Genomic DNA, 26,048 nt, shown 5'->3' with positions numbered 1-26,048 from the left:
GCAGCACGCGTGAGCACACCCGGAGACCGCATGTACTTGAAGAGCCTGACCATCAAGGGGTTCAAGTCCTTCGCGCAGCCGACGACGTTCGCGTTCGAGCCGGGCGTCACGTGCATCGTCGGCCCGAACGGCTCGGGCAAGTCCAACGTCGTCGACGCCCTGGCCTGGGTGATGGGGGAGCAGGGGGCGAAGACCCTGCGCGGCGGCAAGATGGAGGACGTCATCTTCGCAGGCACCTCGACCCGCGGGCCGCTCGGCCGCGCCCAGGTGCTGCTGACGATCGACAACACCGACGGGCTGCTGCCGATCGACTACTCCGAGGTGACGATCGCGCGCACGCTGTTCCGCAACGGCGGCAGCGAGTACGCCATCAACGGCGAGAACTGCCGGCTGCTCGACGTGCAGGAGCTCCTGAGTGACACCGGCCTCGGCCGCGAGATGCACGTCATCGTCGGGCAGGGGCAGCTCGACAAGGTCCTGCACGCCACCCCGGAGGACCGCCGCGGCTTCATCGAGGAAGCCGCCGGCATCCTGAAGCACCGTCGCCGCAAGGAGAAGACCCTCCGGAAGCTCGACGCGATGCAGACGAACCTGACCCGCCTGTCCGACCTCGCGGGCGAGATCCGACGCCAGCTGAAGCCGCTCGGCCGCCAGGCCGAGGTCGCCCGCAAGGCCCAGTCCGTCGCCGCCGTCGCGCGGGACGCCAAGGCCCGCATCCTCGCCGACGACGTCGTCCGGCTGCGCCGCGAACTGCACGACCACCAAGAGGTCGAGGCAGGCCGCAAGTCCGAGCGAATCGTCCTGACCGAGCGACTCGACCAGACCCGGGTCCGCCAGCAGCACGTCGAGCAGAGCATGGTCGGCGACGACGTCGATCGCGCCCGGACCGTGGTGCACCGCCTGGAGAGCGTGCAGGAGCGCCTGCGCGGGCTGTCCAGCCTGGCGAACCAGCGGCTGATGTTCCTGGCGCAGCAGGCCGACGTCCCGCAGCAGGGCCCCTCGATCACCCCGGAGCGGGTGGCCGGTGTCCGTGCCGAGGCCGATCGGCTCGCCGCCCGCGCCGACGAGATGCAGGGCGGCTCCGCGGAGACCGCCCGTGCGGTGCAGGCCGCCCGTGACGCGCTCGACGCCCTCGACGAACGCATCGCCGCGCAGGCCGCCCGCGTCTCGCAGCACAACCTCGAGACGCAGCGGCTGGCGAACGCCGTCGACGTGGCCCGGTCGAAGCGCGGGTCCACGGTGGCGGACCGTGAGCGTCGCCAGCGGGCCCTCGCCGAGGCGGGCGAACGCGCCGAGCGTGCGACGGCGGCCCTCGCCGAACTCGGCACCGATCCGTCCGAGGGCGTCGACGACGAAGCCCTCGCCGCCACGCTCCAGGCGGCTCGTGCGCAGCTGGAGACCGCGCAGGCCGCCCGCGACGAGCAGCGCGACCGGCTGCACGCCCTCGAGCGCGAGCGGGACGCCCTCGACGCGCGGGTCGCGGCGCTCGGCATGTCGATCGACGTCCGCGACGGTTCGCAGGCGCTCATCGACGCCGGACGCGCGGGCATCGTCGGGCGTCTGGCCGACGCGCTCACGGTGGCGCCCGGGTTCGAGGGCGCCGTCGCCGTCGCGCTCGACGGGCTCGCGGACGCTGTCCTCGCCGACGACCGGTCGGTCGCGCTCGATGCCGTCGACCACGCCCGCTCCGCGGACATCGGACGCATCGACGTCGTCGTCGCGGACGCCGAGGGTCTCCCCACGGACCTGCCGGACACGCTGCCGGCCGGCGTCCGCCGGGCCCTCGACCTGGTGCAGGGCCCGCCGGCGATCGCCGCGATCCTGCGGAACACCCTGATCGCGGACGTCCCGGAGAGCGAGGGCGGGCACGCGGACGGGCACGCGGACGCGCACTCCGGCACGCTCGACCTGGAGGCCGTGCTCGCCGCCGCCCCGCACGCGACGGTCGTCACCCGGTCCGGTGACCTCGTGCGCGCCGTCCGCGTCACCGGCGGCGGGGAACGCGTGACCTCGCGGATCGAGCTCGTCGCGGAGCGCGACGACGCCGTGACGCGACGCGACGCCATCAGGGCGGACGCCGAGGACGCAGCCACGGGCCTCCAGGCAGCACGCACCGCCGTCGAGGACGCACGCCGCCGTGCGGATGAAGCCGACGCGGCATCCCGCGCGCACGCGAAGGCGACGGCCGAGTACGACCGGGCCAGCGCCTCGACGCGGGCGAAGGCCGAGAACGCGGCGGCCGAGGTGGAGCGCCTGCGTGCCGCCCTCGCCGAGACCGACGGCGCCGTCGAGGTCGTCGACGCCGCCCTGGCAGAGGCCGAGACGGCGCACCGCGCGTTCACCGAGCAGGAGCGTCCCGTCGTCGACGCCTCTGAACGTCCGGGCCTGCAGGACGCACTCGAGGCCGCACGCGCCGCCGAGGTCGAGCAGCGCATCCAGGTGCAGACCGTGCGCGAGCGCGTCCGCGCCGAACGGCACCGTACCGACCAGCTCGAACGGCAGCTCGAGGCCGAGCGCGCGGCGGCGGAGGAGGCAGCGCGTCGCGCGGTGATCCGCCGCGGGCAGATCGAGACCGCCGAAGCCGTCCTCGCCGACCTGCCGGGTGTGCTGGGCGCCGTCGACCGCTCGCTGGCCGAGGCACGCGTGCAGCTCGCGACCGAGGAGTCCGAACGGTCGAAGCGCAACACCGAACTGCAGGCGATCCGGAACGAGGAGCGCGAGCTCCGCGACCGGCTGCAGACCATCACCGACGGCGTGCACTCGCTCGAGATGGAGATCTACGAGAAGAAGCTGCACGTGTCGGGCGTGCTCGACCGGGCGTTGAGCGACCTCGGGCTGACCGAGGCCGTGCTCGTCACCGAGTACGGGCCGACCGTGCCGGTGCCGGTCGACGTGCTGGTGGACCCGCGGGTGCTGGCGCGGAAGCATCGCGACGCCGAGCGCGCGGCGGCTGCCGCGGCGGGCCTCGACGAGCCGGCGGACGGCGACACGGTGCCGGCGGACGGCGACACGGTGCCGGTCGACAGCGACACGGTGCCGGTCGACGATGCCGACACCGACATCGCCCCCGACGACGGCACGGCGGACCTCGACACCAGCCCCGGTGACGACTCGGTGGCGCTCGTCGACGCCGAATCGACCCTGCCCGGCGGCCCCGCCCTGCCCGAGTTCGACGTCACCGACGAGGTCGACCCCGACGACGTCGAGACCGTGCCGTACGTCCGCGCCGAGCAGGAACGCCGCCTGCAGGCCGCCGAACGCGACCTCGGCCGGCTCGGCAAGGTGAACCCGCTCGCGCTCGAGGAGTTCCAGGCGCTCGAGCAGCGGCACGCGTTCCTCGCCGAGCAGCTCGAGGACCTGCAGAAGACCCGCACCGACCTGATGACGATCATCGACGAGCTCGACACGAAGATGCAGACGATCTTCGAGTCGGCGTTCAACGACACGAAGGACGCCTTCGACGTCATCTTCCCGATCCTGTTCCCGGGCGGCTCCGGCTCGATCAACCTCACCGACCCGACCGACCTGCTCGGCACCGGGATCGACGTGCAGGTGAAGCCCGCCGGCAAGAAGATCGACCGCCTGACGCTGCTGTCCGGTGGCGAGCGGTCCCTGGCCGCAGTGGCGCTGCTCGTCGCGATCTTCACCGCCAGGCCGTCGCCGTTCTACATCATGGACGAGGTCGAGGCCGCCCTCGACGACGCCAACCTCGGCCGCCTGCTGACGGTGTTCGAGCGGCTCCGCGAGTCGTCGCAGCTCATCGTCATCACGCACCAGAAGCGCACGATGGAGATCGCCGACGCCCTGTACGGGGTGTCGATGCGGCAGGACGGCGTTTCCGCCGTCGTCGGGCAGCGGGTGCAGAAGCGCGAGCCCGCCGACGCGGTCGCGTAGCCGGCCGGCTGGCTGGTCGCAGTCGCGCGCCGCGAAAGCGACAGATCTCCGCCAACAGTTCGCGGCAATCTGTCGCTTTCGCGGCGAGGATCGTGGGTCTGCGACGAGATCTGTCGCTTTCGCGGCTCTGGCCGCGACCACGGACAGACGGGAGGCACGGTGCCAGCTGGCACCGTGCCTCCCGTCTGTGTTGCCGCCCGTCCAGGGCGTGACGCTTACTCCGCGTCGGCCGCGACCGACTCCTTCGGCTCGCCCGTCGGGGTGAGCCCGCGCTCCTGGCGCTTCTTCGAGACGACCAGCGAGGCGGTCGTCGCGACCGCGATGGTCAGCAGGATGAAGCCCAGCGAGAACCAGATCGGGATCTCCGGCGCCCACTCGATGTGCTCGCCACCGTTGATGAACGGCAGCTCGTTGACGTGCATGGCGTGGAAGACGAGCTTCACACCGATGAAGCCGAGGATGACCGCGAGGCCCTGGCCGAGGTAGATCAGGCGCTCGAGCAGTCCGGCGATCAGGAAGTACAGCTGCCGCAGCCCGAGCAACGAGAACGCGTTCGCGGTGAACACGATGAAGGCGTCCTGGGTCAGCCCGAAGATCGCGGGGATCGAGTCGAGCGCGAACAGCACGTCGGTCAGACCGATCGCGACCATGACGAGCAGCATCGGCGTGAACAGGCGCTTGCCGTCGACCTTGGTGGTCAGGCGGTCGCCGTCGTAGTGGTCCGACGTCGGGATGATGCGCTTCAGGATGCGGATCAGGCGGGAGTCGCCCTCGTCGCCACCGTGGTCGTTGCCGCTGCGGGCCTGCGACCACGCAAGCCAGAACAGCAGCGCACCGAACAGGTAGAACACCCACGAGAAGTTCTCGATGATCGTGACGCCGAGGGCGATGAAGATGCCTCGGGCGACGAGGGCGATCGCGACGCCGACCAGCAGGACCTTCTGCTGGAACTCCTTCGGCACGGCGAAGCTCGTCATGATGATGAGGAAGACGAACAGGTTGTCGACCGACAACGCCTTCTCGGTGAGCCACCCGGCGAAGTACTCACCGCCGGCCTGTCCGCCGCCGAAGACCAGGATGCCGAAGCCGAACAGGATCGCGAGTCCGATGTAGAACACCGACCAGAACGCGGATTCGCGGATGTGCGGCACGTGCGGGGTGCGCACGTGCGAGTAGAAGTCGAACACCAGCAGGGCGAGGATGCCTGCGATGGTGAGGAGCCAGACGAAGAGTGGGACGTCCACGGTTTCCTTCAGGTAGGCGACGTACGAGTGCATGTCGTGTGACGACACGTGGGTACGCCGAGGCCTGAAGGTCTCTTCCGCCGCGATCTGCTGCAACCGACCACGACCGGCGCCCCGGGTCCGGATCGTTCCGGGCCGTACTGACGGGGTCACCGAGAGGGAATACTCCCCTTCGTGAGACCGAGCATACCGGGCACAGCGGACATGCGCCGCGCTCTAAGCTGGGAGCATGGCGAGTTCCTGGTCACTGTCCTCACGGCTGCGCGGCCTCTTCCAGCGCAAGACGATCGACGAGACCACGTGGGAGGACCTCGAGACCGCGCTGATCGGCGCCGACTTCGGTCCGGACATCTCCGAGGCGATCATCGAGGACCTGCACGCGCGCGTCGACCGCTACGGCACGACCGACCCGGCCGACCTGCAGCGCATGCTGCGTGAGGTGCTCGAGGAACGGCTGTCGAAGCTCGACACCACGCTCAAGCTCAGCGCGCGGCCCGCCGTCGTGCTCGTCGTCGGGGTGAACGGCGTCGGCAAGACCACGACGATCGGCAAGTTCGCCAAGTTCCTGAAGACCTACGACCGCACGGTCCTCGTCGGTGCGGCCGACACCTTCCGTGCTGCCGCGGTCGAGCAGGTCGCGACCTGGGCCGAGCGCGCCGGCGTCGACGTCGTCCGCCCCTCGCAGCCCGGGCAGGACCCGGCCTCGGTGGCGTACCAGACCGTCGAGAAGGCGATCCGCGACAACACCGAGATCGTGGTCATCGACACCGCCGGCCGCCTGCACACGAAGGCAGGCCTGATGGACGAGCTGACGAAGATCAAGCGCGTCGTCGAGAAGCAGACCGAGATCAGCGAGGTACTGCTCGTCCTCGACGCCACCACCGGGCAGAACGGCCTGGCCCAGGCGCAGGCGTTCATCGAGGGCGCCGGGGTCACCGGCCTCGTCATCACCAAGCTCGACGGCTCCGCGAAGGCCGGGTTCGTGCTCAGCGTGCAGGAGAAGACGGGCATCCCGATCAAGCTCATCGGGCAGGGCGAGGGCATCAACGACCTGACCGGTTTCACCCCGCACGTGTTCGTGCAGAACCTCGTCGGCTGATTCCGGGTACTGTCTCCGCAGTACAGGGATCGTCCAGGTACACCGGAAGGAGCCCTTTCAATGCCAGCACTCCTGATCATCGCGATCATCGTCGGCCTCGTCCTGCTCTTCAGCGGCATCTTCGTCGGTGCGCTGAAGTTCCTGCTGTGGGTCGGGATCGTCCTCATCATCCTGGCCGTCATCGGCTGGCTCCTCAGGAGCATCCGCGGTCGCGCATAGCGCTCGCGTCGCCCTGAACGGGCGGATGGACGAACGGGAGGCACGGTGCCAGCTGGCACCGTGCCTCCCGTCTGTCCGTGGTCGCGACCAGTGCCGCCAAAGCGACAGACTGCCGCGAACTGTCGGCGGGTATCTGTCGCTTTCGCGGACCGGTGGCCGGCTTCAGACGGCCTGGCGACCCGGCGCCGCGTCGAGCAGGTGCGACAGGTGCTCGGGAACCGAGCCGCCGCGCGCGACCGTGGCGCGTGCCCACAGGCGTCCGGCGCGGTACGACGACCGGACGAGCGGGCCGGCGAGGACCCCGGCGAAGCCCATCTCCTCGGCGACCTCACGCAGCGCGACGAACTCCTCCGGCTTGACCCAGCGCGCCACCGGCAGGTGCCGCGGCGACGGGCGGAGGTACTGCGTCAACGTGATGATGTCCGTGCCGGCGTCGAACAGGCGCTGCAGGGCGTCCTCGATCTCGATGCGCTCCTCGCCCATGCCGAGGATCAGGTTCGACTTCGTGACGAGTCCGGCGTCGCGGCCCTGCGTGATGACGTCGAGGGAGCGCTCGAACGTGAACGCCGGTCGGATCCGCTTGAAGATCCGCGGCACGGTCTCGACGTTGTGGGCGAAGACCTCGGGGCGGGCGTCGAACACCTGGCCGAGCTGATCCGGGCGGCCGTTGAAGTCCGGCACCAGGATCTCGACGCCGGTGCCGGGGGAGCGCTCGTGGATCTGGCGGATGGTCTCGGCGTAGAGCCAGGCTCCGCCGTCGGGCAGGTCGTCGCGGGCAACTCCGGTCACCGTGGCGTACTTGAGGCCCATCGACACGACCGAGTCGGCGACCCGGCGGGGCTCGTCACGGTCGAGCGGCTCGGGCTTGCCGGTGTCGATCTGGCAGAAGTCGCACCGGCGGGTGCACTGCGAGCCGCCGATCAGGAACGTGGCCTCGCGGTCCTCCCAGCACTCGAAGATGTTCGGGCAGCCGGCCTCCTGGCAGACGGTGTGCAGCTGCTTGTCCTTGACCAGGGCGGACAGCTCGCGGAACTCCGGGCCCTGGGTGGCACGGGTCTTGATCCACCCGGGCTTCGTCTCGATCGGGGTCTCGGCGTTGCGGGCCTCGACGCGGAGCATCCGGCGGCCTTCGGGGGCGAGGGTCATACGAGGGTCTCCTGTCGTGCGGGCGCGGTGCTGGGGAACGTGGTGTCGGCGGTCGTGACGCGGGCGGTCGTGGTGCTCTGGGCGGCGCTGCCTATCCGGTGGCCGGTCCGCATGCCGTGCTCGGCGGCGCGGATGCGGTCGACCACGACGTCGGCGAGGTCGGCGACCGTGACGGGGCGCCCGGCGGCGGCGCTCAGCGTCGTCACGCCGGCGTCGGCGATGCCGCACGGCACGATCGCGGCGTAGGCGTCGAGTGCGTTGTCGCAGTTGATCGCGATGCCGTGGGTCGTCACGCCCTCGGCGACGTGCAGGCCGATGGCGCCGACCTTGGCGGGCGGAGTGCCGTCCGCTCCGCTGACCCAGGCGCCGCTCCGGCCGTCGACCCGCTCGGCGTGCACCCCCACGGAGGCCGCAGCGTCGACGATGACCTGCTCGAGGTCACGCACCCACGCCACGACGTCGATCGGAACGGCCAGTCGGACGATCGGGTAGGCCACGAGCTGCCCGGGGCCGTGCCAGGTGATGCGTCCGCCGCGGTCGACCTCGACCACCGGCGCGCCGTTCGTCGGCAGGTCGGACGGCTCGGTGCGGCGGCCAGCGGTGTACACGGACGGGTGCTCGCACAGCACGAGAACCCTGGGGGAGCGGCCGGCGATGACGTCGGCGTGGAGGTCCCGCTGCAGCGCGAGTCCCTCGGCGTAGTCGAGCAGCCCGGCAGGCCGCACGATCTCGAGTTCCGGCATGCTGGCGAGCCTACGACGGTTTCTGGACGGAGTACAACAACGCGGACGACCTTGACCTGAACCGTGGTTGAGGGCTTCGGATGGCGGACATGGACATCCGCCAGGCACAGCTCGCCACCCGCTCGCTCGACGACACCGCCCGGTTCTGGGAACGGCTCGGCTGCCCGGTCGACCGCGTCGACGGAGTGGTCGAGGTCGTGGTGGGGTCGACGCGGCTCCTGTTCCGGGAGCTGCCGGGGATGACCGGTGCGCTGCACCTCGCGATCACGATCCCGACGGGCACGTTCGCCGCGGCTGCCGAGTGGATCGCCGGCATCGCGACGGTGCTGGTCGACGCCGACGGCCGTGACGAGTTCGAGGGCCCGCCGAACTGGAACTCGCGATCGGTGTACTTCGACGGTCCGGACCAGCAGCTGCTCGAGCTGATCGAGCGGCGGGACCTCGCCGCGGCCGCACCCGCGTCCGCTGTTCCGCTCCTGTCCGTCAGCGAGGTCGGCATCGTCGTGCCCGACGTCCTCGGGGCCGTCGGGACACTGCGCCGCGCCGGACTCGAGCCCTACGCCAACCCAGCAGGCGAGGGCTTCGCCGCGGTCGGCGACGTCGACGGTCTCGTCATCCTGGTGTCGCCGGAGCGGCGCTGGTTCCCGACCGCTGACCGCCTGCCGTCGACCGCGCCGGTGGTCCTCGACGTCGGGCTGGACACCCCGGTCGAGCTCACGCCCGGCGTGCTGCTCCGCTGACCGACCGGGACCCGAGCTCCGAGCCTTGTAGAATCGACGGATCATGGCGCAATTCGGTTCACTCTCCGATCGGCTGACCGAGACCTTCCGCAATCTGCGGAGCAAGGGTCGGCTGACTCCGTCCGACGTCGACGGCACCGTCCGCGAGATCCGGCGGGCGCTCCTCGACGCCGACGTCGCGCTCGAGGTCGTCAAGGCGTTCACCGCTTCCGTGCGCGAGCGTGCCCTCTCCGACGAGGTCAACCGCGCGCTGAACCCGGCGCAGCAGGTCGTCCAGATCGTCAACGAGGAACTCGTCGGCATCCTGGGCGGGCAGCAGCGTCGCCTCGAATTCGCGAAGAAGCCGCCGACGGTCATCATGCTCGCGGGTCTGCAGGGTGCCGGTAAGACCACCCTCGCCGGCAAGCTCGGCAAGTGGCTCAAGAAGGACGGCCACACCCCGATGCTCGTCGCGGCGGACCTCCAGCGTCCGAACGCCGTGCAGCAGCTGCAGGTCGTCGGCGAGCAGGCCGGCGTCCACGTCTTCGCTCCGGAGCCCGGCAACGGCGTCGGCGACCCGGTCAAGGTCGCCAAGAACGCCATCAAGGCCGCGGTCGACCAGCAGTACGACACCGTCATCGTGGACACCGCCGGTCGTCTCGGTGTCGATGCCGAGCTGATGAAGCAGGCCGCGAACATCCGCAAGGCCGTCGACCCCGACGAGGTCCTGTTCGTCATCGACGCGATGATCGGTCAGGACGCCGTCGTCACCGCCCGTGCCTTCCAAGAGGGCGTCGACTTCACCGGAGTCGTGCTGTCGAAGCTCGACGGCGACGCCCGCGGTGGTGCGGCCCTGTCGGTCGCCAGCGTCACCGGTCGCCCGATCATGTTCGCCTCCACGGGTGAGGGCCTCGACGACTTCGAGCCGTTCCACCCGGACCGCATGGCGAGCCGCATCCTCGACCTCGGCGACATCATGTCGCTCATCGAGCAGGCCCAGTCGGCCTTCGACGAGGACGAAGCCCGCGCGGTCGCCGAGAAGATCGCGTCCGACTCGTTCACGCTGAACGACTTCCTGCAGCAGATGCAGCAGCTCCGCAAGGCCGGCTCGATCAAGGGCATGCTCGGCATGCTCCCGGGCGCCAAGGGCATGCGCGAGGCGCTCGACAACTTCGACGAGCGCGAGATCGTGCGCACCGAGGCGATCATCCAGTCGATGACGCCGAAGGAGCGCGAACTCCCGAAGCTCCTGAACGGATCGCGCCGACTCCGCATCGCCAAGGGTGCCGGCTCCACGGTCACCGAGGTCAACGCCCTCGTCAACCGGTTCGAGCAGGCCGCGAAGATGATGAAGACCGTCGCCCGTGGTGGCGTGCCGCAGATGCCGGGCATGGGTCCGATCCCGGGCATGCACGGCGGCAAGAAGCAGCAGCAGGGCGGCAAGAAGAAGTCGAAGGTCGGCAACCCAGCCAAGCGTGCGGCGATCGCCGCCGGGACCGCTGCCGCTCCGCAGCAGGCGCCGAAGGGCTCCGGCCTCGGCCTCGGCGGTGCCGCCAAGGGCGGCAAGGCGCCGACCGAGGAAGAGCTCGCGAGCCTGCAAAAGTTCCTGGGTCGCTAGTCGCGACCCCCTGACGGACGGGAGGCCCGTGGCGGATCAGCCACGGGCCTCCCGTCCGTCTGCGCGCACGTCGCGACGTTCCTTCCCAGAGCAGCCGCGATGGAAAGCGGAATCGGGCGTACCTGGTCGAAAGAAACGACCAGGTATGCCCGGATCGACCAGGTGTGCCCGGAGCGACCAGGTACGCCCGGATCGACCAGGTATGCCCGGATCGACCAGGTGTGCCCGGAGCGACCAGGTCGGTGGGCGCGGTCTGGAGGCGCGGGGCGGGCTCGTGACGTTCCTTCCCAGAACGGGCGCGATGGAAAGCGGAATCGGGCGTACCTGGTCGGAAAAAACGACCCGGTACGCCCGATTCGACCAGCTACGCGGAACGGCCCGGGGTCACAGGGACTCGCGGAACTCCGTGACCAGGTGGCGGACGACCTCGCGCAGGTCACCGCCGTGCTCCTGCGCGACCCGGAGCTGCCGCTGGTACGAGGCCCCGTTCGCGATCATCGTGTCGAGGTGGTGCAGTTCCTGCTGGCAGCCGAGCCGCTCGGCCACCGGGTCGAGCCGCTGCACCAGGTCGTGCACCTCGTCGGTCACGAGCCGCTCGTCGCCGGCGGCGTTCGTGATGATCTCGGCCTCCATGCCGTAGCGGGCGGCGCGCCACTTGTTCTCGCGGATGAACCACGGCTGCATCGTCGGCAGGGTCTCGCCGGCGTCGAGCCGGTCGGACATCGCGGTGACCAGGCACTGCACGAGCGCGGTCACGGCGCCGACCTCGTGCAGGGTCGAGATGCCGTCGGACACGCGGTTCTCGAGCGTGCCCCACTTCGGTGAGGGGCGGATGTCCCACCGCAGGTCCTTCACGCTGTCGATGACGCCCGTGTGCGTGAGGTCGCTCACGACCTCTTCGAAGTTCGCCCAGGCACCGAGTGCGGGCGGCAGGCCACCGGTCGGCAGCTGCTGGAACATGAGGGCCCGGTTCGAGGCGTACCCGGTGTCGATGCCGGCCCAGAAGGGGCTCGATGCGGTGAAGGCCTGCAGGTGCGGGACGTACGCGAGCATCGCGCCGAGGATCGGCAGGGCCTTGTCGCGGTCGTCGATGCCGACGTGCACGTGGACGCCCCAGATGAGCATCTGCCGACCCCACCAGCGCGTCCGGTCGATCAGTGTCGTGTAGTGCTCGCTGTCCGGGGTGATCTCCTGCTGGTCCCAGACGGCGAACGGATGCGTGCCGGAGCACATGACCTGGGCGTCGAGCGGCTCGGCGGCGTCGATGACCTCGCCGATGATGCCGGACAGCTCGCTCGTGGCGTCGCGGACCCGTGAGTGCACGCTGGAGACGACCTCGACGGTGTTCGTCAGGAGTTCCTCGGTCACCCGCTCACGGTCGCCGAGTCGTTCGTGCACGGCCGCGATGACGGCAGGGGCACGGGGCGCGAGGTCGCCGGTCGACAGATCGACCAGCGGGAGCTCCCACTCGACGCCGATGGTCGACGGAGGGGACTCGGTGAAGCGGATGTCCATGCTGTACATCCTGCCCGGAAGGTTGTCGGACACGCACAACGACGGCGGCTTCTGGTCGTGCGGATCCGATTCACAGTAGTTCCACACCGGGCGTACCGTTGATATGTACAGAGCAGGAAGAGGTACGCATGCAGTTGGTCGTGCGCGGCACGTCCGCACCCCTCGTCGGGGAACTCGACGTCCCCGTCTCGAAGTACCACGCGCACCGCGCGCTGGTCCTCGCATCGCTGGCGAAGGGGACGAGCATCGTCTCCGGCATCAGCGCCACCCGCCAGGTCGAGTGGACCGTCGGCACGCTCCGCGCCCTCGGCGTCGACGTGAAGCGTCGCGGGGACGAGTACCACGTCACCGGGCTCGGCGGCCGGTACGAGGCCACCGACGTCGTCGACCACGGGTCCCGTGGCGCCGACGGCATCCTGAACATGGGGTCCTCCGGCACCACGCTCTACTTCATGACGGGTCTGGCGTCGCTCGCCGACAAGCCGATGACGCTCGTGGGCATGAAGTACTTCCAGCGCCGGCCCATCAAGGCGCTGCTGACCTCGCTGACCCAGATGGGCATCGAGCTCGAGGCGACGAACGACTGCCCGCCCGTGACCGTCCAGCCGAGGCGCCCCCGCGGCGGCGACGTCACGATCGCCGGCACCCTGTCGCAGTGGGTCTCCGGCCTGCTCCTCGTGGCCCCGTTCGCCGAGCAGGAGACCCGGATCCACATCACCGGCGACCGGCTCAACGAGCAGCCCTACGTCGAACTGACCGTCCGGATGATGCGGGAGTTCGGCCTGACGGTCGAGGTCTCCGACGACTGGCTCGAGTACCGGATCCCGGCGAACCAGCAGGCCACCCCGCACGACTACGTCATCCCGCCGGACATCGGCTCCGCCGCGTTCGGCATCGCCGCGGCCGGCATCCGCGAGTCGAACCTGCTCCTGCGCGGCATGACGGCCTTCACCACCGCCGAGACCGACCACCCGGAGAGCGAGTTCCTCGACCTCGCGACGGCGATGGGCGTCCCGATGCGGATCGACGAGGAGACCGGGTTCGTGCGCATCGAACACGACGGTTCCCCGCTGCGACCGCTCGACATCGACTGCCAGCCGATCCCCGACCTGCTGCCGGTCCTGTCGACCATGGCCACCTTCGCCGAGGGCACCACCCGGCTGTGGAACGTTGCCCACATCCGGTTGAAGGAGTCCGACCGCGTCGCGGCGATGCTGCAGCTCAACCGCATGGGTGGCCGGGCCGAGCAGGGTGCCGACGAACTCCGCGTCACCGGTGTCGGGGCCGAGGGACTCCACGGCGCGCAGATGTCGTCGTTCAACGACCACCGGGTCCTGATGTCACTCGCCGTCGCCGCCTCGAAGGCGCGCGGTACCTCGGGGCTGACCTACCCGCGGGCCTACCGGATCTCGTACCCGACGTTCCTCGAGGCGATGAACTCCGTCGGCCTCGACATGGAGGTCGGCGACGCCCTCGCCGCGCAGATCGCCCGCGACGACCGGGCCGACGCGGCCGAGGCCGCCGCGATCGCCGACGAGCGCACCGACCTCGGCGAGCGCACCGTCGGCGAGCGCGCCGACGGCGAGCGCGCCGACGGCGAACAGCGCCCGGTCACGCCCACGACCCCGGAGCCGCTCGCGCTCGCCGGTGTCGACGCGGACCCCCTCGTGCTGAGCGAGAAGGTCCGCGCGCTCGCGACCACCGATCCCGACGGCCTCGCGGTCATCGAGGTCGGCGGCGCAGCACCCGTGAACACCACGTGGTGGGAACTGCAGGACGAGGCCGACAAGGTCTCCGCGCTCCTGCTCGAGCTCGGGGTCCGCACGGGCGAGTCGGTCGCCATGCAGCTGCCGAACTGGCGCGAGTTCGTCTCCATCACCCTCGGCGCGATCCAGATCGGGGCGGTTGCGACGCCGATCATGCCGGTGTTCGGTCCGCGTGAGACGACGATGACGCTCGCCCGGTCCCGCGCCCGTGTGGTGTTCCTGCCGAACGTGTTCCGCAAGCGCCGGCCCGCGCTCGAGCTCCTCGACGTCATCGACGAGGCGAAGGCCCAGCAGCGCCGGCTGTCGGTCGAGCACGTGATCGTGCTCCGGTCCGAGGCGCGCGGCCAGGTCGACGCCCCGACCAACCAGCCGCCGCTGCCGGCCGACGCCCTGGACCGGGTGGCCACGAGCGACTGGCACTGGCGCTACTTCGACAACGCCCTCGACGCCGTGCACGTGGACGTCGACGAGATCACCTCGCGCGCGCCGGGCCCCGACGACGTCTGCCAGCTGCTGTTCACGAGCGGCACGACGGGGGAGCCGAAGGGCGTGCAGCACCCGCACCGCACCCTCGGGCTGGCCACGGCCATGCACGTCGCGCAGTCGGGCTTGACGAGCGCGGACCGGATCTACATCCCGTCGCCGCTCGCGCACCAGACCGGGTTCCTGTACGGCATGCTGCTGGCGTTCCGGCTCGGTGCGCCGCAGGTCATCCAGCCGGTGTGGGACGGCACCGTCGCGCTCGAGCAGGCGTTCGGCGTCGCGAAGGCGTCGTTCGTGCAGTGTGCGACCCCGTTCCTGACCGACCTCGTCGACCTGGTCGAAGCTGGTGCCGCCCAGCCCGAGTCGCTGCGGATCTTCGTGCCGACCGGTGCCGCGGTGCCCCGGGCCCTCGCCCAGCGGGCCGCGACGGTGCTCGGCACGGCCATCCTCGGCGCGTTCGGTACGAGCGAGACCTGCCTCGGCGCCCTGTCCAGCCCGATCGACGACCCGGCGGCAGCGTACGGGCACGACGGTCGTGCGCTGCCGGGCATCCGGATCCGGATCGTCGACGACGAGGGCCACGAGCTCCCCGCCGACACCGAGGGCAACTTCGAGCTGCACTCGCCGACGATGTTCGACGGGTACCTCGACCGCCAGGACCTGACCGACGACGTCTTCACCGAGGACGGCTGGTACAAGACCGGCGACCTGGCGAAGGTCGACGTGAACGGCTTCCTGTCGATCACCGGCCGGATCAAGGACGTCATCAACCGCGGTGGCGAGAAGATCCCGGTCGTCGAGATCGAGAACCTGCTCTACCAGCACCCCCTGGTCACCGACGTGGCGATCGTCGCGATGCCGGACGCCCGACTCGGTGAGCGTGCGTGCGCGTTCGTCGTGCCGGCCGCCGGCGTGGAGCGGCTCGACTTCGCGGCGATGCAGCAGGCGCTCGACAAGGCGGGCGTGAGCAAGTACTACTGGCCAGAGCGGCTCGAGTCCATCGACGAACTGCCGCGCAACGCCGTCGGCAAGGTCCAGAAGAACGTCCTGCGTGAGCAGGCAGCCGCGCTCGTCGCCGCGAGCACCACGAAGGAGAACGAGACACGATGACGCTGGTCATGGAAACCGCCACCGAATCCGCCTTCCAGCAGCTCAAGGCCGAGGTCACCGAGTGGGTCCGCGGCCCCGGCGAGGAGTGGGCGGACGAGATCGAGCGCACCGGCCGGGTCGCCCCGGAGCTGTTCCAGGAGCTCAAGGACAACGGGTGGCTGAGCCTCGCCGCCCCGACCGAGCTCGGCGGGCGGGCCATCCCGTTCTCGCGCTACCTCGAGATCATGGAGATCGTCTCGCGTTCGCACGCGTCGATCCGGATGCTCGTGCACGTCATCAACGGCACCTGGCGCGCGATGGCCCCCTACGCGACGCCGGAGCAGATCGAGCAGGTCGTGAAGCCGAGCGTCGCGGGCGACAAGCTCGTCGCGTTCACCCTGACCGAGGCCACGGCCGGCACCGGCGCGGACATCCGCACCACCGTCCGCCGTGAGGGCGACACCTACGTCATGAACGGTGAGAAGCACCTCATCACGTTCGGCGTGCAGGCCGACTACTGGCTCATCGCCGCCCGCCTCGAGGGCACCAGCGGCCAGGACGGCACGGTCGCGTTCCTCATGCCGAACAGCGGGCTGCCGGGTGCCGAGGTGATCGACGACTCCGACACCATGGGCATCCGCGGTACCGACCACGCGATCCTGCGCTTCACCGACGTGCCCGTGCCGGCCAGTGCGCTGCTCGGCGCCGAGGGGCAGGGGCTCGAGGTCGCGCTCGGCGGCTTTCTGCTGCCGAGTCGCGTGTCCGTCGCGATGAGCGCCGTCGGCCTCGCCGAGCGTGCGAACGAGCTCGCGGTCGAGTACGCGAACAAGCGGGAGACCTTCGGCAAGCAGCTGTCCAGCCGCCAGGCGATCCAGTTCTACCTGGCCGAGAACTACGCCGACATCGCCGCCGCCCGCGCCCTGGTGCTCGAGGCCGCCCGCGCCTACGAGGAGGACCGCCCCGACGCGGGCACGTTGTCCAGCGCCTCGAAGATGGTCGCGGTCGACATGCTCGCCCGCGTCACCGACAAGGCCCTGCAGGTGCACGGCGGCCAGGGCTACTGGAAGCGCAACGCGATCGAGCGCGTCTACCGCGACGCGCGCGCGCAGCGCTTCGAAGAGGGCACCAACGAGATCCAGAAGCTGGTCGTCGGCCGCGCCGTCGTCACCGGCAAGGCCGGGTTCTAGACAGCAACCACCCACCGGACGGGAGGCCCGTGGCGGGGCCCGCCACGCGCCTCCCGTCCCTCCCCACGCACGTAGAGGACCGCAGTGACCGACAACACCAACGCACCCATCGCACTGATCACGGGCGCTTCGCGCGGCATCGGCCGCCTGCTCGCGCAGAAGCTCGGCCAGCGCGGCGTGACCGTCGTGGTCACGTACAAGGGCAACGCCGACCTGGCCGAGGAGTCGCTCGCCGACGTCAAGGCCGCCGGCGGCGACGGGATCACCGCGCAGGTCGACATCGAGCAGCCGGAGTCGATCGACGCCCTGTTCGACCTGGTACGGGACACCTACGGTCGCCTCGACCACTTCGTCGCGAACGCCGCTGCCAGCGCGTTCAAGCCGGTCAAGGAACTGAAGCTGCACCACCTGGACCGCAGCTACGCCACCAACGCCCGCTCGTTCGTGCTCGGGGCGCAGCGTGCGGCCGAGCTGATGGACCGCGGTGGGCGCATCGTCGTCGTGACCTCGTACGGATCGCTCCGCGCGTTCCCGACCTACGCCGCGCTCGGCGCGGCGAAGGCCATGAGCGAGTCGTATATGAAGTACATGGCGGTCGAGTTCGGTCCGCGCCAGATCACGGTGAACGCGGTCAACGGTGGCCTGATCGACACCGACTCGCTCGAGTACTTCTACACGAAGGTCCCCGGCCAGGCGCCGATCGACTCGGTGTTCGAGAAGCTCCCGCTGCAGCGCCCCGGCACCGCCGACGACATGGCCGACGCGGTGGACTTCCTGCTGTCCGACAAGGCCGGGTACATCACCGGGCAGGTGCTGTCGGTCGACGGTGGCCTGACCGTGATCGCCCCGCCGTTCTGGGCGGACACGACGTCGCCGCTGCGCGACGCGGTGCTCCCTGCTGACGACGCGGCTGTCGACGCGGCAGAGTAGGGGCATGAGCACCGTCGCCATGCCCGAGCTCGCCGTCGTCTCCTCGCCGTGGACACTCGGCCCCCTGACCCTGCCGAACCGGGTGGTCATGGGGTCGATGCACACCGGACTCGAGGTGCACGACGACGGTGGGGCCGGCATGGCGGCGTTCTACCGCGAACGTGCCGCCGGCGGCGCCGCCTGCATCATCACCGGCGGCATCGCGGTGAACGACGAGGCCCGTGGTGGCCCCGACTTCGCCGTGTTCGGTGTCGGGGGAGCGGACGAGCGGTTCCGCGCCGCGGTCGACGCCGTGCACGAGGAGGGCTCCACGATCCTCGCGCAGCTGTTCCACGCCGGGCGGTACGCGCTCGCCGCGGGGATGGTCGACCGGCACGGGGACCCCCAGCGCGTGGTGGCACCGTCGGCCCTGCCCTGGGCGGCCGCCCGTGGCGTGGTGCCGACCGAGCTGACGCCGGCCGAGATCGAGCGCACCATCGAGGACTTCGCCGCCGCGGCCCGGTCCGCGCGCGACATCGGGTTCGACGGCGTCGAGATCATGGCGTCCGAGGGCTACCTCATCAACCAGTTCCAGTCGCCGCTGACGAACCTGCGTGACGACGAGTGGGGCGGTTCGCCGGAGCGTCGACGGCGCTTCACTGTGGCGGTCGTCGAGGCCGTCCGTGCGGCGGTGCCCGACCTGGCCGTGACGATCCGGCTCTCCGGCGCTGACCTGATGCCCGGTTCGTCGACCGAGGACGACGTCGACGCCCTGGTGCACGACCTGCTGCCGCTCGGGCTCGACGGCATCTCGGTGGGGATCGGCTGGCACGAGTCCCGCACCCCGACCGTGCAGGCCGCCGTGCCGCACGGGGCCTGGCTCGCCTACGCCGCGCGCATCGCCGGAGTCGTGCGCGCCTCGTCGTACCCCGACGTCCGGGTGATCGCGTCGAACCGGATGACCGACCTGCGCGACGGTGAGACCGTCCTCGCCGACGGGACCATCGACGCCGTCGCCTTGGCCCGACCGTTCCTCGCCGACCCCGCGCTCGTGAACCGGTCGTTGGCGGTCCGGTTCGCGCTGGTGAACACCTGCATCGGCTGCAACCAGGCCTGCCTCGACCGCTCGATCATCGGCGCGCCGGTGTCCTGCCTGGTGAACCCGCGCGCCGCCCGCGAGGTCGCCTTCCCCGCGCGTCCGACCACCGACCCGAAGCGCGTCGACGTCGTCGGCGGAGGACCGGCCGGTCTCGCCGCAGCCGTCGACGCCGCCCGACGCGGCCACCACGTCACCGTGTGGGAAGCCGCCGACCGGCTCGGCGGCCAGTTCGGCCTCGCCGCGCTCGTCCCCGGCAAGGAGGACTACGCCGCCACCGTGCGGGCCGCCCGCGCCGAGCTCGACGAACGAGGAGCCACGGTGCACCTCGGCCGCCCGGCCACGACTGCGGACCTGGCCGACAGCGACGCCGTGGTGCTCGCCGCCGGGGTGGTCCCGCGCGACGTCGACGTCCCCGGAGCACACCTGCCGCACGTCCTGTCGTACGAGCGGGCACTGCGCGAGGGCGTGCCGGCCGGCACCGTCGCGATCATCGGCGGCGGCGGCATCGGCGTCGACACCGCAGCGTTCCTGACCGAGTCGCCGGACGAGTCGGTCCGCGCCACCGAGTTCGCCGCGCGCTGGGACCTCGACGTCTCCGAGGAACTCGTCGGCGACGTCCCCCAGCGGCTGCCCGCGGCGTCGCGCACGATCCGGCCGGGCTCCGACGTCACCGTGCTCCGCCGATCGGGCAAGTTCGGGCAGGGAGTCGGGATCACCTCGCGCTGGGTCGCCATCGGTCGCCTCCGTGACGCGGGGGTGCGCATGGTCGGTGGCGTGCAGGAGTACCTGCGCATCGAGCCCGGTGCCCTCTGGATCCGCGACGAGCACGGCGAGGAGCGTGCGATCCCGGCGGACACCGTCGTGGTCTGCGCCGGGCAGGAACGCGCGATCGACACCGAGGGTGACGTGCGTGACGGACTCGTGACGGGCCTCCAGGCCGCCGGTGTGCCGTTCGCCGTCGTCGGCGGCGCACGCGACGCACGGAGCGTGGACGCGGTCCGCGCGACGTCCGAGGCCCTCGAAGCGGTCCGGCGACTCGCGCCGTAGCGCGTCGGCTCGCATCACGGCCCGGAATCTGTAAGAATGAACGGTCGAATCGCCGCAGCTCGACCCTCTATCCAGCTGTGAGCGATCTCTCTCGAGCTTTCACCGTGTGTGCCCCCACGCCCGCGGTTCCAGTTCAACCACAACGTAAGCAAACAGGAGCAATTGTGGCTGTCAAGATCCGTCTGAAGCGTCTCGGTAAGATCCGTGCGCCCTACTACCGCATCGTCGTGGCCGACTCGCGCACCAAGCGCGATGGTCGTGTCCTCGAGGAGATCGGTCAGTACCACCCGACCGAGGAGCCCTCGGTCATCAAGATCGAGTCCGAGCGTGCGCTCTACTGGCTCGGCGTCGGCGCGCAGCCGACCGAGCAGGTCGCGGCCCTCCTCAAGCTGACCGGCGACTGGGCCAAGTTCAAGGGCGAGAAGGACACCGCGTCCAAGGTCAAGGTCGCCGAGCCGAAGCAGGCCTTCCAGGTCGACTCCTCGAAGAAGGCCGTCCTCAAGCCGAAGTCGGAGAAGACGGCTCCCGCCGCCAAGACCGACGACGCCGAGACCGCCGACGAGACGACCGAGGCGTAGTCCTTGCTCGAATCCGCGCTGACGCACCTCGTCAAGGGGATCGTCGATCACCCTGACGACGTGCGCGTCGCCAGCTCCACCTCCCCGCGGGGCGAGGTCCTCGAGGTGCGCGTGCACCCCGAGGACCTCGGCCGCGTGATCGGTCGTGCCGGGCGGACCGCCAAGGCACTCCGCACCCTCGTCTCGGCCCTGGCCGACGGCAAGCGTGTGCGGGTCGACGTGGTCGACACCGATTCCTAGGGAGACGACCCAGCTCCGGGTGGGTCGAATCACGAAGGCACACGGGCTCAAGGGCGGCATCAAGCTCGAGCTCTACACCGACGACCCGGATCGTCGGTTCACCCCCGGTGCCACGTTCACGCTCCAGGTCCCCGACGACTCACCGTGGTCGGGCAAGACCCTCGAGCTGGACGAGCTCCGCTGGTACAACGGTCACCCCGTCGCGTTCTTCGCGGGGATCGACGACCGCACCGGCGCCGAGTCGCTCGCCCGGATCATCCTCTGGGTCGAGCAGGACGCCGACGCCGAGACCGGCGAGGACGACGCCTGGTACGACCACCAGCTGGTCGGGCTGAAGGTGCTGCGCGACGGCGTCGAGGTCGGCACCGTCGCCCGGGTCGACCACATGCCGGCGCAGGACCTGCTCGCGATCGACACCCCGTCGCGCGGCGAGGTCCTCGTGCCGTTCGTCGCGGCGATCGTGCCCGCGGTCGACATCGCGTCCGGCACCGTCACGGTCACGCCGCCGCAGGGTCTGTTCGAGGACCCCGAGGACACCTCCCGGCCCGAGACGGTCACGGACTAGCTGCCGTGCGGATCGACATCGTCACGATCTTCCCGGAGTTCTTCTCCGTGCTGGACGTGTCCCTGCTCGGCAAGGCCCGCTCCGGTGGGCTGCTCGACCTGCACGTGCACGACCTGCGCTCCTGGACGACCGACCGGCACCGCACCGTCGACGACACGCCGTACGGCGGCGGCGCCGGCATGGTGATGAAGCCGGAACCGTGGGCGCAGGCGCTGGACGCCCTGCTGCGGCCGGACGGCTCGTCGACCCTCGTGGTCCCGACGCCAGCCGGCACGCCGTTCAAGCAGTCCATCGCGCGCTCGCTCGCGTCGACCTCCGACCACCTCGTGTTCGCCTGCGGGCGGTACGAGGGCATCGACGCCCGCGTCTTCGAGTGGGCGGCGTCACGCTGCTCGGTCGTCGAGCTCTCGCTCGGCGACTACGTGCTGAACGGCGGCGAGGTCGCGGCGATGGCCATGATCGAGGCCGTCGGGCGACTCGTCCCCGGCGTCGTCGGCAACCCCGAGTCCCTGGTCGAGGAGTCCCACGAGGACGGCCTGCTCGAGTACCCCTCGTACACGAAGCCCGCGTCCTGGCGCGACCACGACGTGCCCGAGGTGCTGCTCAGCGGCCACCACGGCAAGGTCGCTGCGTGGCGGCACGAGCAGCAGGTGGAGCGGACGCGGCGCGTCCGGCCGGACCTGCTGCCGCCTGCCTGACGGGCGCGCGTCCGGCTGCCGGCCGGCGGCGGCCTGCCGCCTGTTTGGTCGCTTTCGCGAAAGCGACAGTCTGCCGCGGAACATCCGCGGACAACTGTCGCTGTCGCGCACATGACGGCGGCCACAGCCGAGATCTGTCGCTTTGGGGCACTGGTCGCGACCAGTGACGGACGGGAGGCGCGGGGCGGGACCGCACCGCGCCTCCCGTCCGTCAGGCGGTCGGGTCGGCGCGCTGGGCGCGACGCAGGGTCAGGACCTCGGGTCCGGCCTCGGTGACCGCCACCGTGTGCTCGACGTGCGCAGCACGTGAGCCGTCGACGCTCCGGAGCGTCCAGCCGTCGTCGTCCTGGTACAGCTCGTCGGTGCCCTGCATCAGCCACGGCTCGATCGCGACCACCAGGCCCGGCCGGAGCTTCAGACCGCGCCCGGGTCGCCCGTCGTTCGGCACGTGCGGGTCGCCGTGCATCGTGTGACCGACACCGTGCCCGCCGAACTGCAGGTTGACGCTGTAGCCCGCCTCCTTCGCCACGTGCCCGATCGCGTGCGAGACGTCGCCGAGCTTGTTGCCCGGAGCAGCCTGCGCGATGCCGGCAGCCAGGGCGCGCTCGACGGTCGAGATGAGCGTCTGGTCCTCGTCGCGGGGCGTCCCGACCTGCACCGACACGGCGGAGTCCGCCACCCAGCCGTCGACGCTCGCGGCGAAGTCGAGGCTGAGGAGGTCGCCGTCCTGCAGCACGTGGTCGAACGGCAGACCGTGCAGCGCCGCGTCGTTCACCGAGGTGCACAGGTTCTTGCCGAACGGCGACTTGCCGAACGAGGGGTGGTAGTCGACGTAGCAGCTCTCGGCGCCCCGGTCGGCGATCATCCGCGCGGCGACGCGGTCGAGCTCGAGCAGGTTCACGCCGACGTCGACCGTGGCGAGCAGTTCGTCGAGGACGTCGGCCACGAACCGACCGGCGACGCGCAGTCCGTCGAGTTCCGTGGGGGTGCGCAGTTCGATCATGGGTCCATCCTCGCTGTTTTGCCCCCGGCGTTCTGTGTGGCAGTATGGATCGCGGTGCCCTGGCTGGACTCTGCCACGGGGGAGTCGCCGACACCGGGCACGCACCACCACTTCATCAGACATCGATCCGCGGCGACCCGTGTGCGTCCGCAGAGAGTAGAACAGCCATGAGCCAGCTCCTCGACAACGTCGACGCAGCATCGCTGCGGACCGACGTCCCGGACTTCCGCGCCGGTGACACCATCAAGGTGCACGTGAACATCGTCGAAGGCACGCGCTCGCGTATCCAGGTCTTCCAGGGTGTCGTCATCGGCCGCCAGGGCCACGGCATCGGCGAGACCTTCAAGGTCCGCAAGGTGAGCTTCCAGGTCGGCGTCGAGCGCTGGTTCCCGGTGCACTCGCCGATCATCGACCACATCGAGATCGTCACCAAGGGTGACGTCCGTCGCGCGAAGCTCTACTACCTGCGCGAACTGCGCGGCAAGGCGGCCCGCCGCAAGATCAAGGAGAAGCGCGACGCCTGATCGCCTTCACAGTGAGCGCCCGCGAGCCGGACGCCGCTGCTGGCCCCTCGCCGATGTACGGTTGTGCATCGACGGGGGGCTTTCCCTTTGCGCCCGCTGAACCCGGGCGGGCACGGTGTGAACGAGAGCGGAAATGACGGACACGACTGAGGAATCCGGGCGCAGGCCCCGGCCCGAGAAGCAGCGCAACGGGATCCTCACATTCCTCCGCGACCTCGTCATCATCTTCATCGCGGCGCTGCTCGTGTCGTTCTTGGTCAAGACGTTCCTGATCCGCTCGTTCTACATCCCGTCGGCGTCGATGGAGAACACGCTGCAGATCAACGACCGCGTGATCGTCAACGAACTCGTCCCGGGTGTCGTGGCACTGAAACGCGGCGACGTCGTGGTGTTCAAGGACCCGGGTGGATGGCTCGCCGGGTCCGAGGTGCCGAGCGTCACGCCGGACACCCAGCCCGCCAAGGCGATCGACTGGGTCCTCACGCAGATCGGCCTCGGGACGGGCGACAGCGACGACCACCTCATCAAGCGTGTGATCGGTCTGCCAGGGGACAAGGTCTCCTGCTGCAACGACCTCGGGCAGATGTCGGTGAACGGCGTCCCGATCAAGGAGCCGTACCTCAAGCTGCCGGCCGGCGCCCCTGCTTCAGCGACCGACTTCTCCGTCACCGTGCCGAAGGGCACCATCTGGGTGATGGGCGACAACCGCAACGACTCCAAGGACTCCCGCTACAACGGGGACACGCCGTCGAAGGGGTTCGTGCCGTTGTCCGACGTGACCGGCCGCGCCTTCGTGATCTCCTGGCCGACGAGCCGCTGGATGTGGCTCGACGACCACCCCGAGGTGTTCGCCGGGGTGGAGGAGCGCGACCAGTGACCCCCGTCCGCCCCTCCCTCCGCGTCGAGAAGCGGCTGCTGGCCGAAGGCCGTGTCACGGTCATCGGGATGGACGAGGTCGGACGCGGTGCGATCGCCGGTCCCGTCGGCGTGGGCGTCGCGGCCGTGACGATCGACGTCGGGCGGGTCCCGCAGGGTCTGGCCGACTCGAAGCTGCTGTCCGCCACCCGCCGGACGGACCTGGTCCCCGTGGTGACCCGGTGGGCGCGCACCGCCGTCGGCATGGCGTCCGCCGAGTACGTCGACCGGCAGGGGATCGTCCCGGCGCTCGGAGCCGCAGGGGCGCAGGCGCTCGAGTCGCTGGTCGCCGGTGGCCTGTCGCTCGACGGCGCCGTCGTCGTGCTGGACGGGTCCTTCGACTGGCTGACCCGTGCCGTCCCCGCTTCGCTCCGTCCGACGACGGACCCGCTCGAGGTCGTCGTGCAGGTCAAGGCCGACCGGGACTGCGCCTCGGTCGCCGCGGCGTCGATTGTGGCGAAGGTCGCGCGGGACGCCCTGATGATCGCGGCCCACGACGAGGCACCGCACTACGCCTGGGCGTCGAACAAGGGCTACGGCTCGACCGCGCACTACGACGCCATCCGCGCGGTCGGAGCACACGCACTGCACCGCAAGTCATGGCTGCACCAGGCGTCGAGCGTGTCACTCGAGGGCTTCGACGCGCTCGTCAGCTGACGCGCTGCGGTCGCCCGCCCTGCCGTGCCTGTGGCGCGCGAGGTTCCGAAATCTCGGCATCTCGGCCCATGCCCGGTGCAGCAGCGGAACCTCAGCGGAGCGCACACGGCGTGTTGTGGAACCTCGGTGGGCTCGGATCGGGAGCGGACGCCGAGCTTGCTCGCACTTCCGTCTTCGGGTGCATCCCTCGAGCTGCTGTCGCGCACTGGTGCGGCTGCCGCCGTAGACTGTGGGCGCAATGGATGAGGACGAATTCGACGACTACGACCGCGAGGTCGAGCTGGCCCTGTACCGCGAGTACCGCGACGTCGTGTCGCAGTTCCGCTACGTGGTCGAGACCGAGCGGCGTTTCTACCTGGCGAACGAGGTCGAACTCGTGCGCCGGGACACCGAACACGATTTCTACTTCGAACTGACGATGAACGACGTCTGGGTGTGGGACGTCTACCGTTCCGACCGGTTCGTCAAGGGCGTCCGCGTCCTCACGTTCAAGGACGTGAATGTCGAAGAACTGACATCGCGAGAACTCGAACTGCCGAAGGAACTCGCACTCGACGAGTGATCGTCAATTCCGGTGCATTCGGTGAATCGCCGGTGATCGGTGACGTGCCGGAATTCCACGCGCTATTCTGGTCGGGATTTCCCGTCCAATGAACAGGAGCCGCGCATGGCACAGAAGGTCACCGTCCAGCTCGTCGACGACCTCGACGATTCCCCCATCACCACCGGTGAAGGTCGCACGGTCGAATTCGGTTTCGACGGCTCGTCGTACGAGATCGACCTGACGAACGACAACGTCGACAAGTTCCGCGAAGCGATCTCCGACTACATCGCCGCAGCGCGCAAGGTCTCCGGTCGTCGCACCGGCAGCACGGCGCCGAAGTCGGCCCCGAAGCGTGGCAACTCCGAAGAGCTCGGCAAGATCCGCGAGTGGGCGAAGGAGAACGGCTACGAGGTCTCGACCCGCGGTCGTATCTCGACCCAGGTGCAGGAAGCGTACGCAGCCGCACACTGAGCCGCTGTCGACGAAGGACCCGGATGATCGCGATCACCCGGGTCCTTCGTCATTCCTCCCCAAGGGCGATCGTCGT

The 26,048-nt window shown here is 70.2% G+C and carries 23 protein-coding genes; 18 read left to right on the top strand and 5 right to left on the bottom strand.

Going from position 1 to position 26,048, the window contains the following annotated elements; translation table 11 throughout:
* Nucleotides 1-30: 30 nt before the first annotated feature.
* Nucleotides 31-3,894: an AAA family ATPase gene (locus tag ACIPV1_RS04965; RefSeq protein WP_402725875.1), complete on the top strand. Its 3,864-nt coding sequence runs from the start codon at nt 31-33 to the stop codon at nt 3,892-3,894.
* A 215-nt stretch (nt 3,895-4,109) separates the two neighbouring features.
* Here the strand turns inward: ACIPV1_RS04965 and ACIPV1_RS04960 are convergent, their stop codons facing one another.
* Nucleotides 4,110-5,138 (bottom strand): TerC family protein, encoded by a 1,029-nt coding sequence (locus ACIPV1_RS04960; RefSeq protein WP_111086101.1) that lies wholly within the window; start codon nt 5,136-5,138, stop codon nt 4,110-4,112.
* Nucleotides 5,139-5,367: 229 nt separating this feature from the next.
* On the opposite strand from ACIPV1_RS04960, the gene ftsY reads away from it, so the two are divergent.
* Nucleotides 5,368-6,237 (top strand): signal recognition particle-docking protein FtsY, encoded by an 870-nt coding sequence (gene ftsY / locus ACIPV1_RS04955; protein WP_111086057.1) that lies wholly within the window; start codon nt 5,368-5,370, stop codon nt 6,235-6,237.
* Nucleotides 6,238-6,297: 60 nt separating this feature from the next.
* Nucleotides 6,298-6,456, top strand: coding sequence for a DUF4175 domain-containing protein (locus ACIPV1_RS04950; RefSeq protein ID WP_139199230.1), 159 nt, complete (start codon nt 6,298-6,300; stop codon nt 6,454-6,456).
* A gap of 162 nt (nt 6,457-6,618) precedes the next feature.
* On the opposite strand, the gene lipA is transcribed toward ACIPV1_RS04950, so the two are convergent.
* Both lipA and lipB read right to left on the bottom strand, forming a co-directional pair.
* The gene (lipA, locus tag ACIPV1_RS04945; protein ID WP_402725858.1) at nt 6,619-7,602 is read right to left on the bottom strand and encodes a lipoyl synthase; all 984 of its coding nucleotides are present in this window, start codon (nt 7,600-7,602) and stop codon (nt 6,619-6,621) included.
* Nucleotides 7,599-8,345, bottom strand: coding sequence for a lipoyl(octanoyl) transferase LipB (gene lipB, locus ACIPV1_RS04940; protein ID WP_402725857.1), 747 nt, complete (start codon nt 8,343-8,345; stop codon nt 7,599-7,601). Before lipB ends, lipA begins: the two co-directional genes overlap by 4 nt.
* 89 nt (nt 8,346-8,434) lie before the next feature.
* Here lipB and ACIPV1_RS04935 point away from each other — a divergent pair, with 89 nt between their 5' ends.
* Nucleotides 8,435-9,085 carry a hypothetical protein gene (locus tag ACIPV1_RS04935; protein ID WP_133937154.1) on the top strand — a complete coding sequence of 217 codons (651 nt, stop codon included), beginning with the start codon at nt 8,435-8,437 and terminating at the stop codon, nt 9,083-9,085.
* Nucleotides 9,086-9,128: 43 nt separating this feature from the next.
* The gene (gene ffh, locus ACIPV1_RS04930) at nt 9,129-10,682 is read left to right on the top strand and encodes a signal recognition particle protein (protein ID WP_111086061.1); all 1,554 of its coding nucleotides are present in this window, start codon (nt 9,129-9,131) and stop codon (nt 10,680-10,682) included.
* Between the two features lie 384 nt (nt 10,683-11,066).
* Here the strand turns inward: ffh and ACIPV1_RS04925 are convergent, their stop codons facing one another.
* On the bottom strand, nt 11,067-12,206 hold the full coding sequence (locus tag ACIPV1_RS04925; RefSeq protein WP_200849175.1) for a glutamate--cysteine ligase: 1,140 nt from the start codon (nt 12,204-12,206) through the stop codon (nt 11,067-11,069).
* 119 nt (nt 12,207-12,325) lie between these two features.
* On the opposite strand from ACIPV1_RS04925, the gene aroA reads away from it, so the two are divergent.
* The 8 genes from aroA (at nt 12,326) to trmD (ending at nt 21,858) form a co-directional block, all read left to right on the top strand.
* Nucleotides 12,326-15,556, top strand: coding sequence for a 3-phosphoshikimate 1-carboxyvinyltransferase (aroA, locus tag ACIPV1_RS04920; protein ID WP_402725856.1), 3,231 nt, complete (start codon nt 12,326-12,328; stop codon nt 15,554-15,556).
* Nucleotides 15,553-16,722: an acyl-CoA dehydrogenase family protein gene (locus ACIPV1_RS04915; protein ID WP_402725855.1), complete on the top strand. Its 1,170-nt coding sequence runs from the start codon at nt 15,553-15,555 to the stop codon at nt 16,720-16,722. The genes aroA and ACIPV1_RS04915 overlap by 4 nt, the downstream gene beginning before the upstream one ends.
* Nucleotides 16,723-16,806: 84 nt before the next feature.
* A complete protein-coding gene (locus ACIPV1_RS04910; RefSeq protein ID WP_131879825.1) occupies nt 16,807-17,652 on the top strand; it encodes an SDR family oxidoreductase in 846 nt (281 codons plus the stop codon).
* 4 nt (nt 17,653-17,656) lie between these two features.
* Nucleotides 17,657-19,777, top strand: a complete 2,121-nt coding sequence (locus ACIPV1_RS04905; protein ID WP_402725854.1) for an FAD-dependent oxidoreductase — start codon at nt 17,657-17,659, stop codon at nt 19,775-19,777.
* Between the two features lie 164 nt (nt 19,778-19,941).
* Nucleotides 19,942-20,355, top strand: a complete 414-nt coding sequence (gene rpsP / locus ACIPV1_RS04900) for a 30S ribosomal protein S16 (protein ID WP_111086066.1) — start codon at nt 19,942-19,944, stop codon at nt 20,353-20,355.
* A 3-nt stretch (nt 20,356-20,358) separates the two neighbouring features.
* Complete coding sequence (locus ACIPV1_RS04895; protein ID WP_111086067.1) at nt 20,359-20,595, top strand: RNA-binding protein; 237 nt, start codon at nt 20,359-20,361, stop codon at nt 20,593-20,595.
* 19 nt (nt 20,596-20,614) lie between these two features.
* Nucleotides 20,615-21,160, top strand: a complete 546-nt coding sequence (gene rimM, locus ACIPV1_RS04890) for a ribosome maturation factor RimM (protein ID WP_123294799.1) — start codon at nt 20,615-20,617, stop codon at nt 21,158-21,160.
* A 5-nt stretch (nt 21,161-21,165) separates the two neighbouring features.
* Nucleotides 21,166-21,858: a tRNA (guanosine(37)-N1)-methyltransferase TrmD gene (gene trmD / locus ACIPV1_RS04885; protein ID WP_123937689.1), complete on the top strand. Its 693-nt coding sequence runs from the start codon at nt 21,166-21,168 to the stop codon at nt 21,856-21,858.
* A 211-nt stretch (nt 21,859-22,069) separates the two neighbouring features.
* On the opposite strand, the gene map is transcribed toward trmD, so the two are convergent.
* Entirely contained in the window at nt 22,070-22,861 is a 792-nt protein-coding gene (gene map / locus ACIPV1_RS04880; RefSeq protein ID WP_123937690.1) for a type I methionyl aminopeptidase, read from the bottom strand.
* A gap of 167 nt (nt 22,862-23,028) precedes the next feature.
* Here map and rplS point away from each other — a divergent pair, with 167 nt between their 5' ends.
* From rplS to ACIPV1_RS04855, 5 genes are all read left to right on the top strand, one after another.
* The gene (gene rplS / locus ACIPV1_RS04875; protein WP_123339832.1) at nt 23,029-23,385 is read left to right on the top strand and encodes a 50S ribosomal protein L19; all 357 of its coding nucleotides are present in this window, start codon (nt 23,029-23,031) and stop codon (nt 23,383-23,385) included.
* Nucleotides 23,386-23,518: 133 nt separating this feature from the next.
* Nucleotides 23,519-24,262 (top strand): signal peptidase I, encoded by a 744-nt coding sequence (gene lepB, locus ACIPV1_RS04870; protein ID WP_402725853.1) that lies wholly within the window; start codon nt 23,519-23,521, stop codon nt 24,260-24,262.
* A complete protein-coding gene (locus ACIPV1_RS04865; protein WP_123937691.1) occupies nt 24,259-24,957 on the top strand; it encodes a ribonuclease HII in 699 nt (232 codons plus the stop codon). Before lepB ends, ACIPV1_RS04865 begins: the two co-directional genes overlap by 4 nt.
* A gap of 238 nt (nt 24,958-25,195) precedes the next feature.
* A complete protein-coding gene (locus tag ACIPV1_RS04860) occupies nt 25,196-25,519 on the top strand; it encodes a DUF2469 family protein (protein ID WP_111086072.1) in 324 nt (107 codons plus the stop codon).
* A 105-nt stretch (nt 25,520-25,624) separates the two neighbouring features.
* Complete coding sequence (locus ACIPV1_RS04855) at nt 25,625-25,972, top strand: Lsr2 family protein (protein ID WP_111086073.1); 348 nt, start codon at nt 25,625-25,627, stop codon at nt 25,970-25,972.
* Nucleotides 25,973-26,048: the final 76 nt, after the last annotated feature.

This window comes from Curtobacterium sp. NPDC089991 (assembly GCF_044748425.1).
GTDB lineage: Bacteria > Actinomycetota > Actinomycetes > Actinomycetales > Microbacteriaceae > Curtobacterium.
This window is presented reverse-complemented; position numbering and strand designations above follow the sequence as displayed.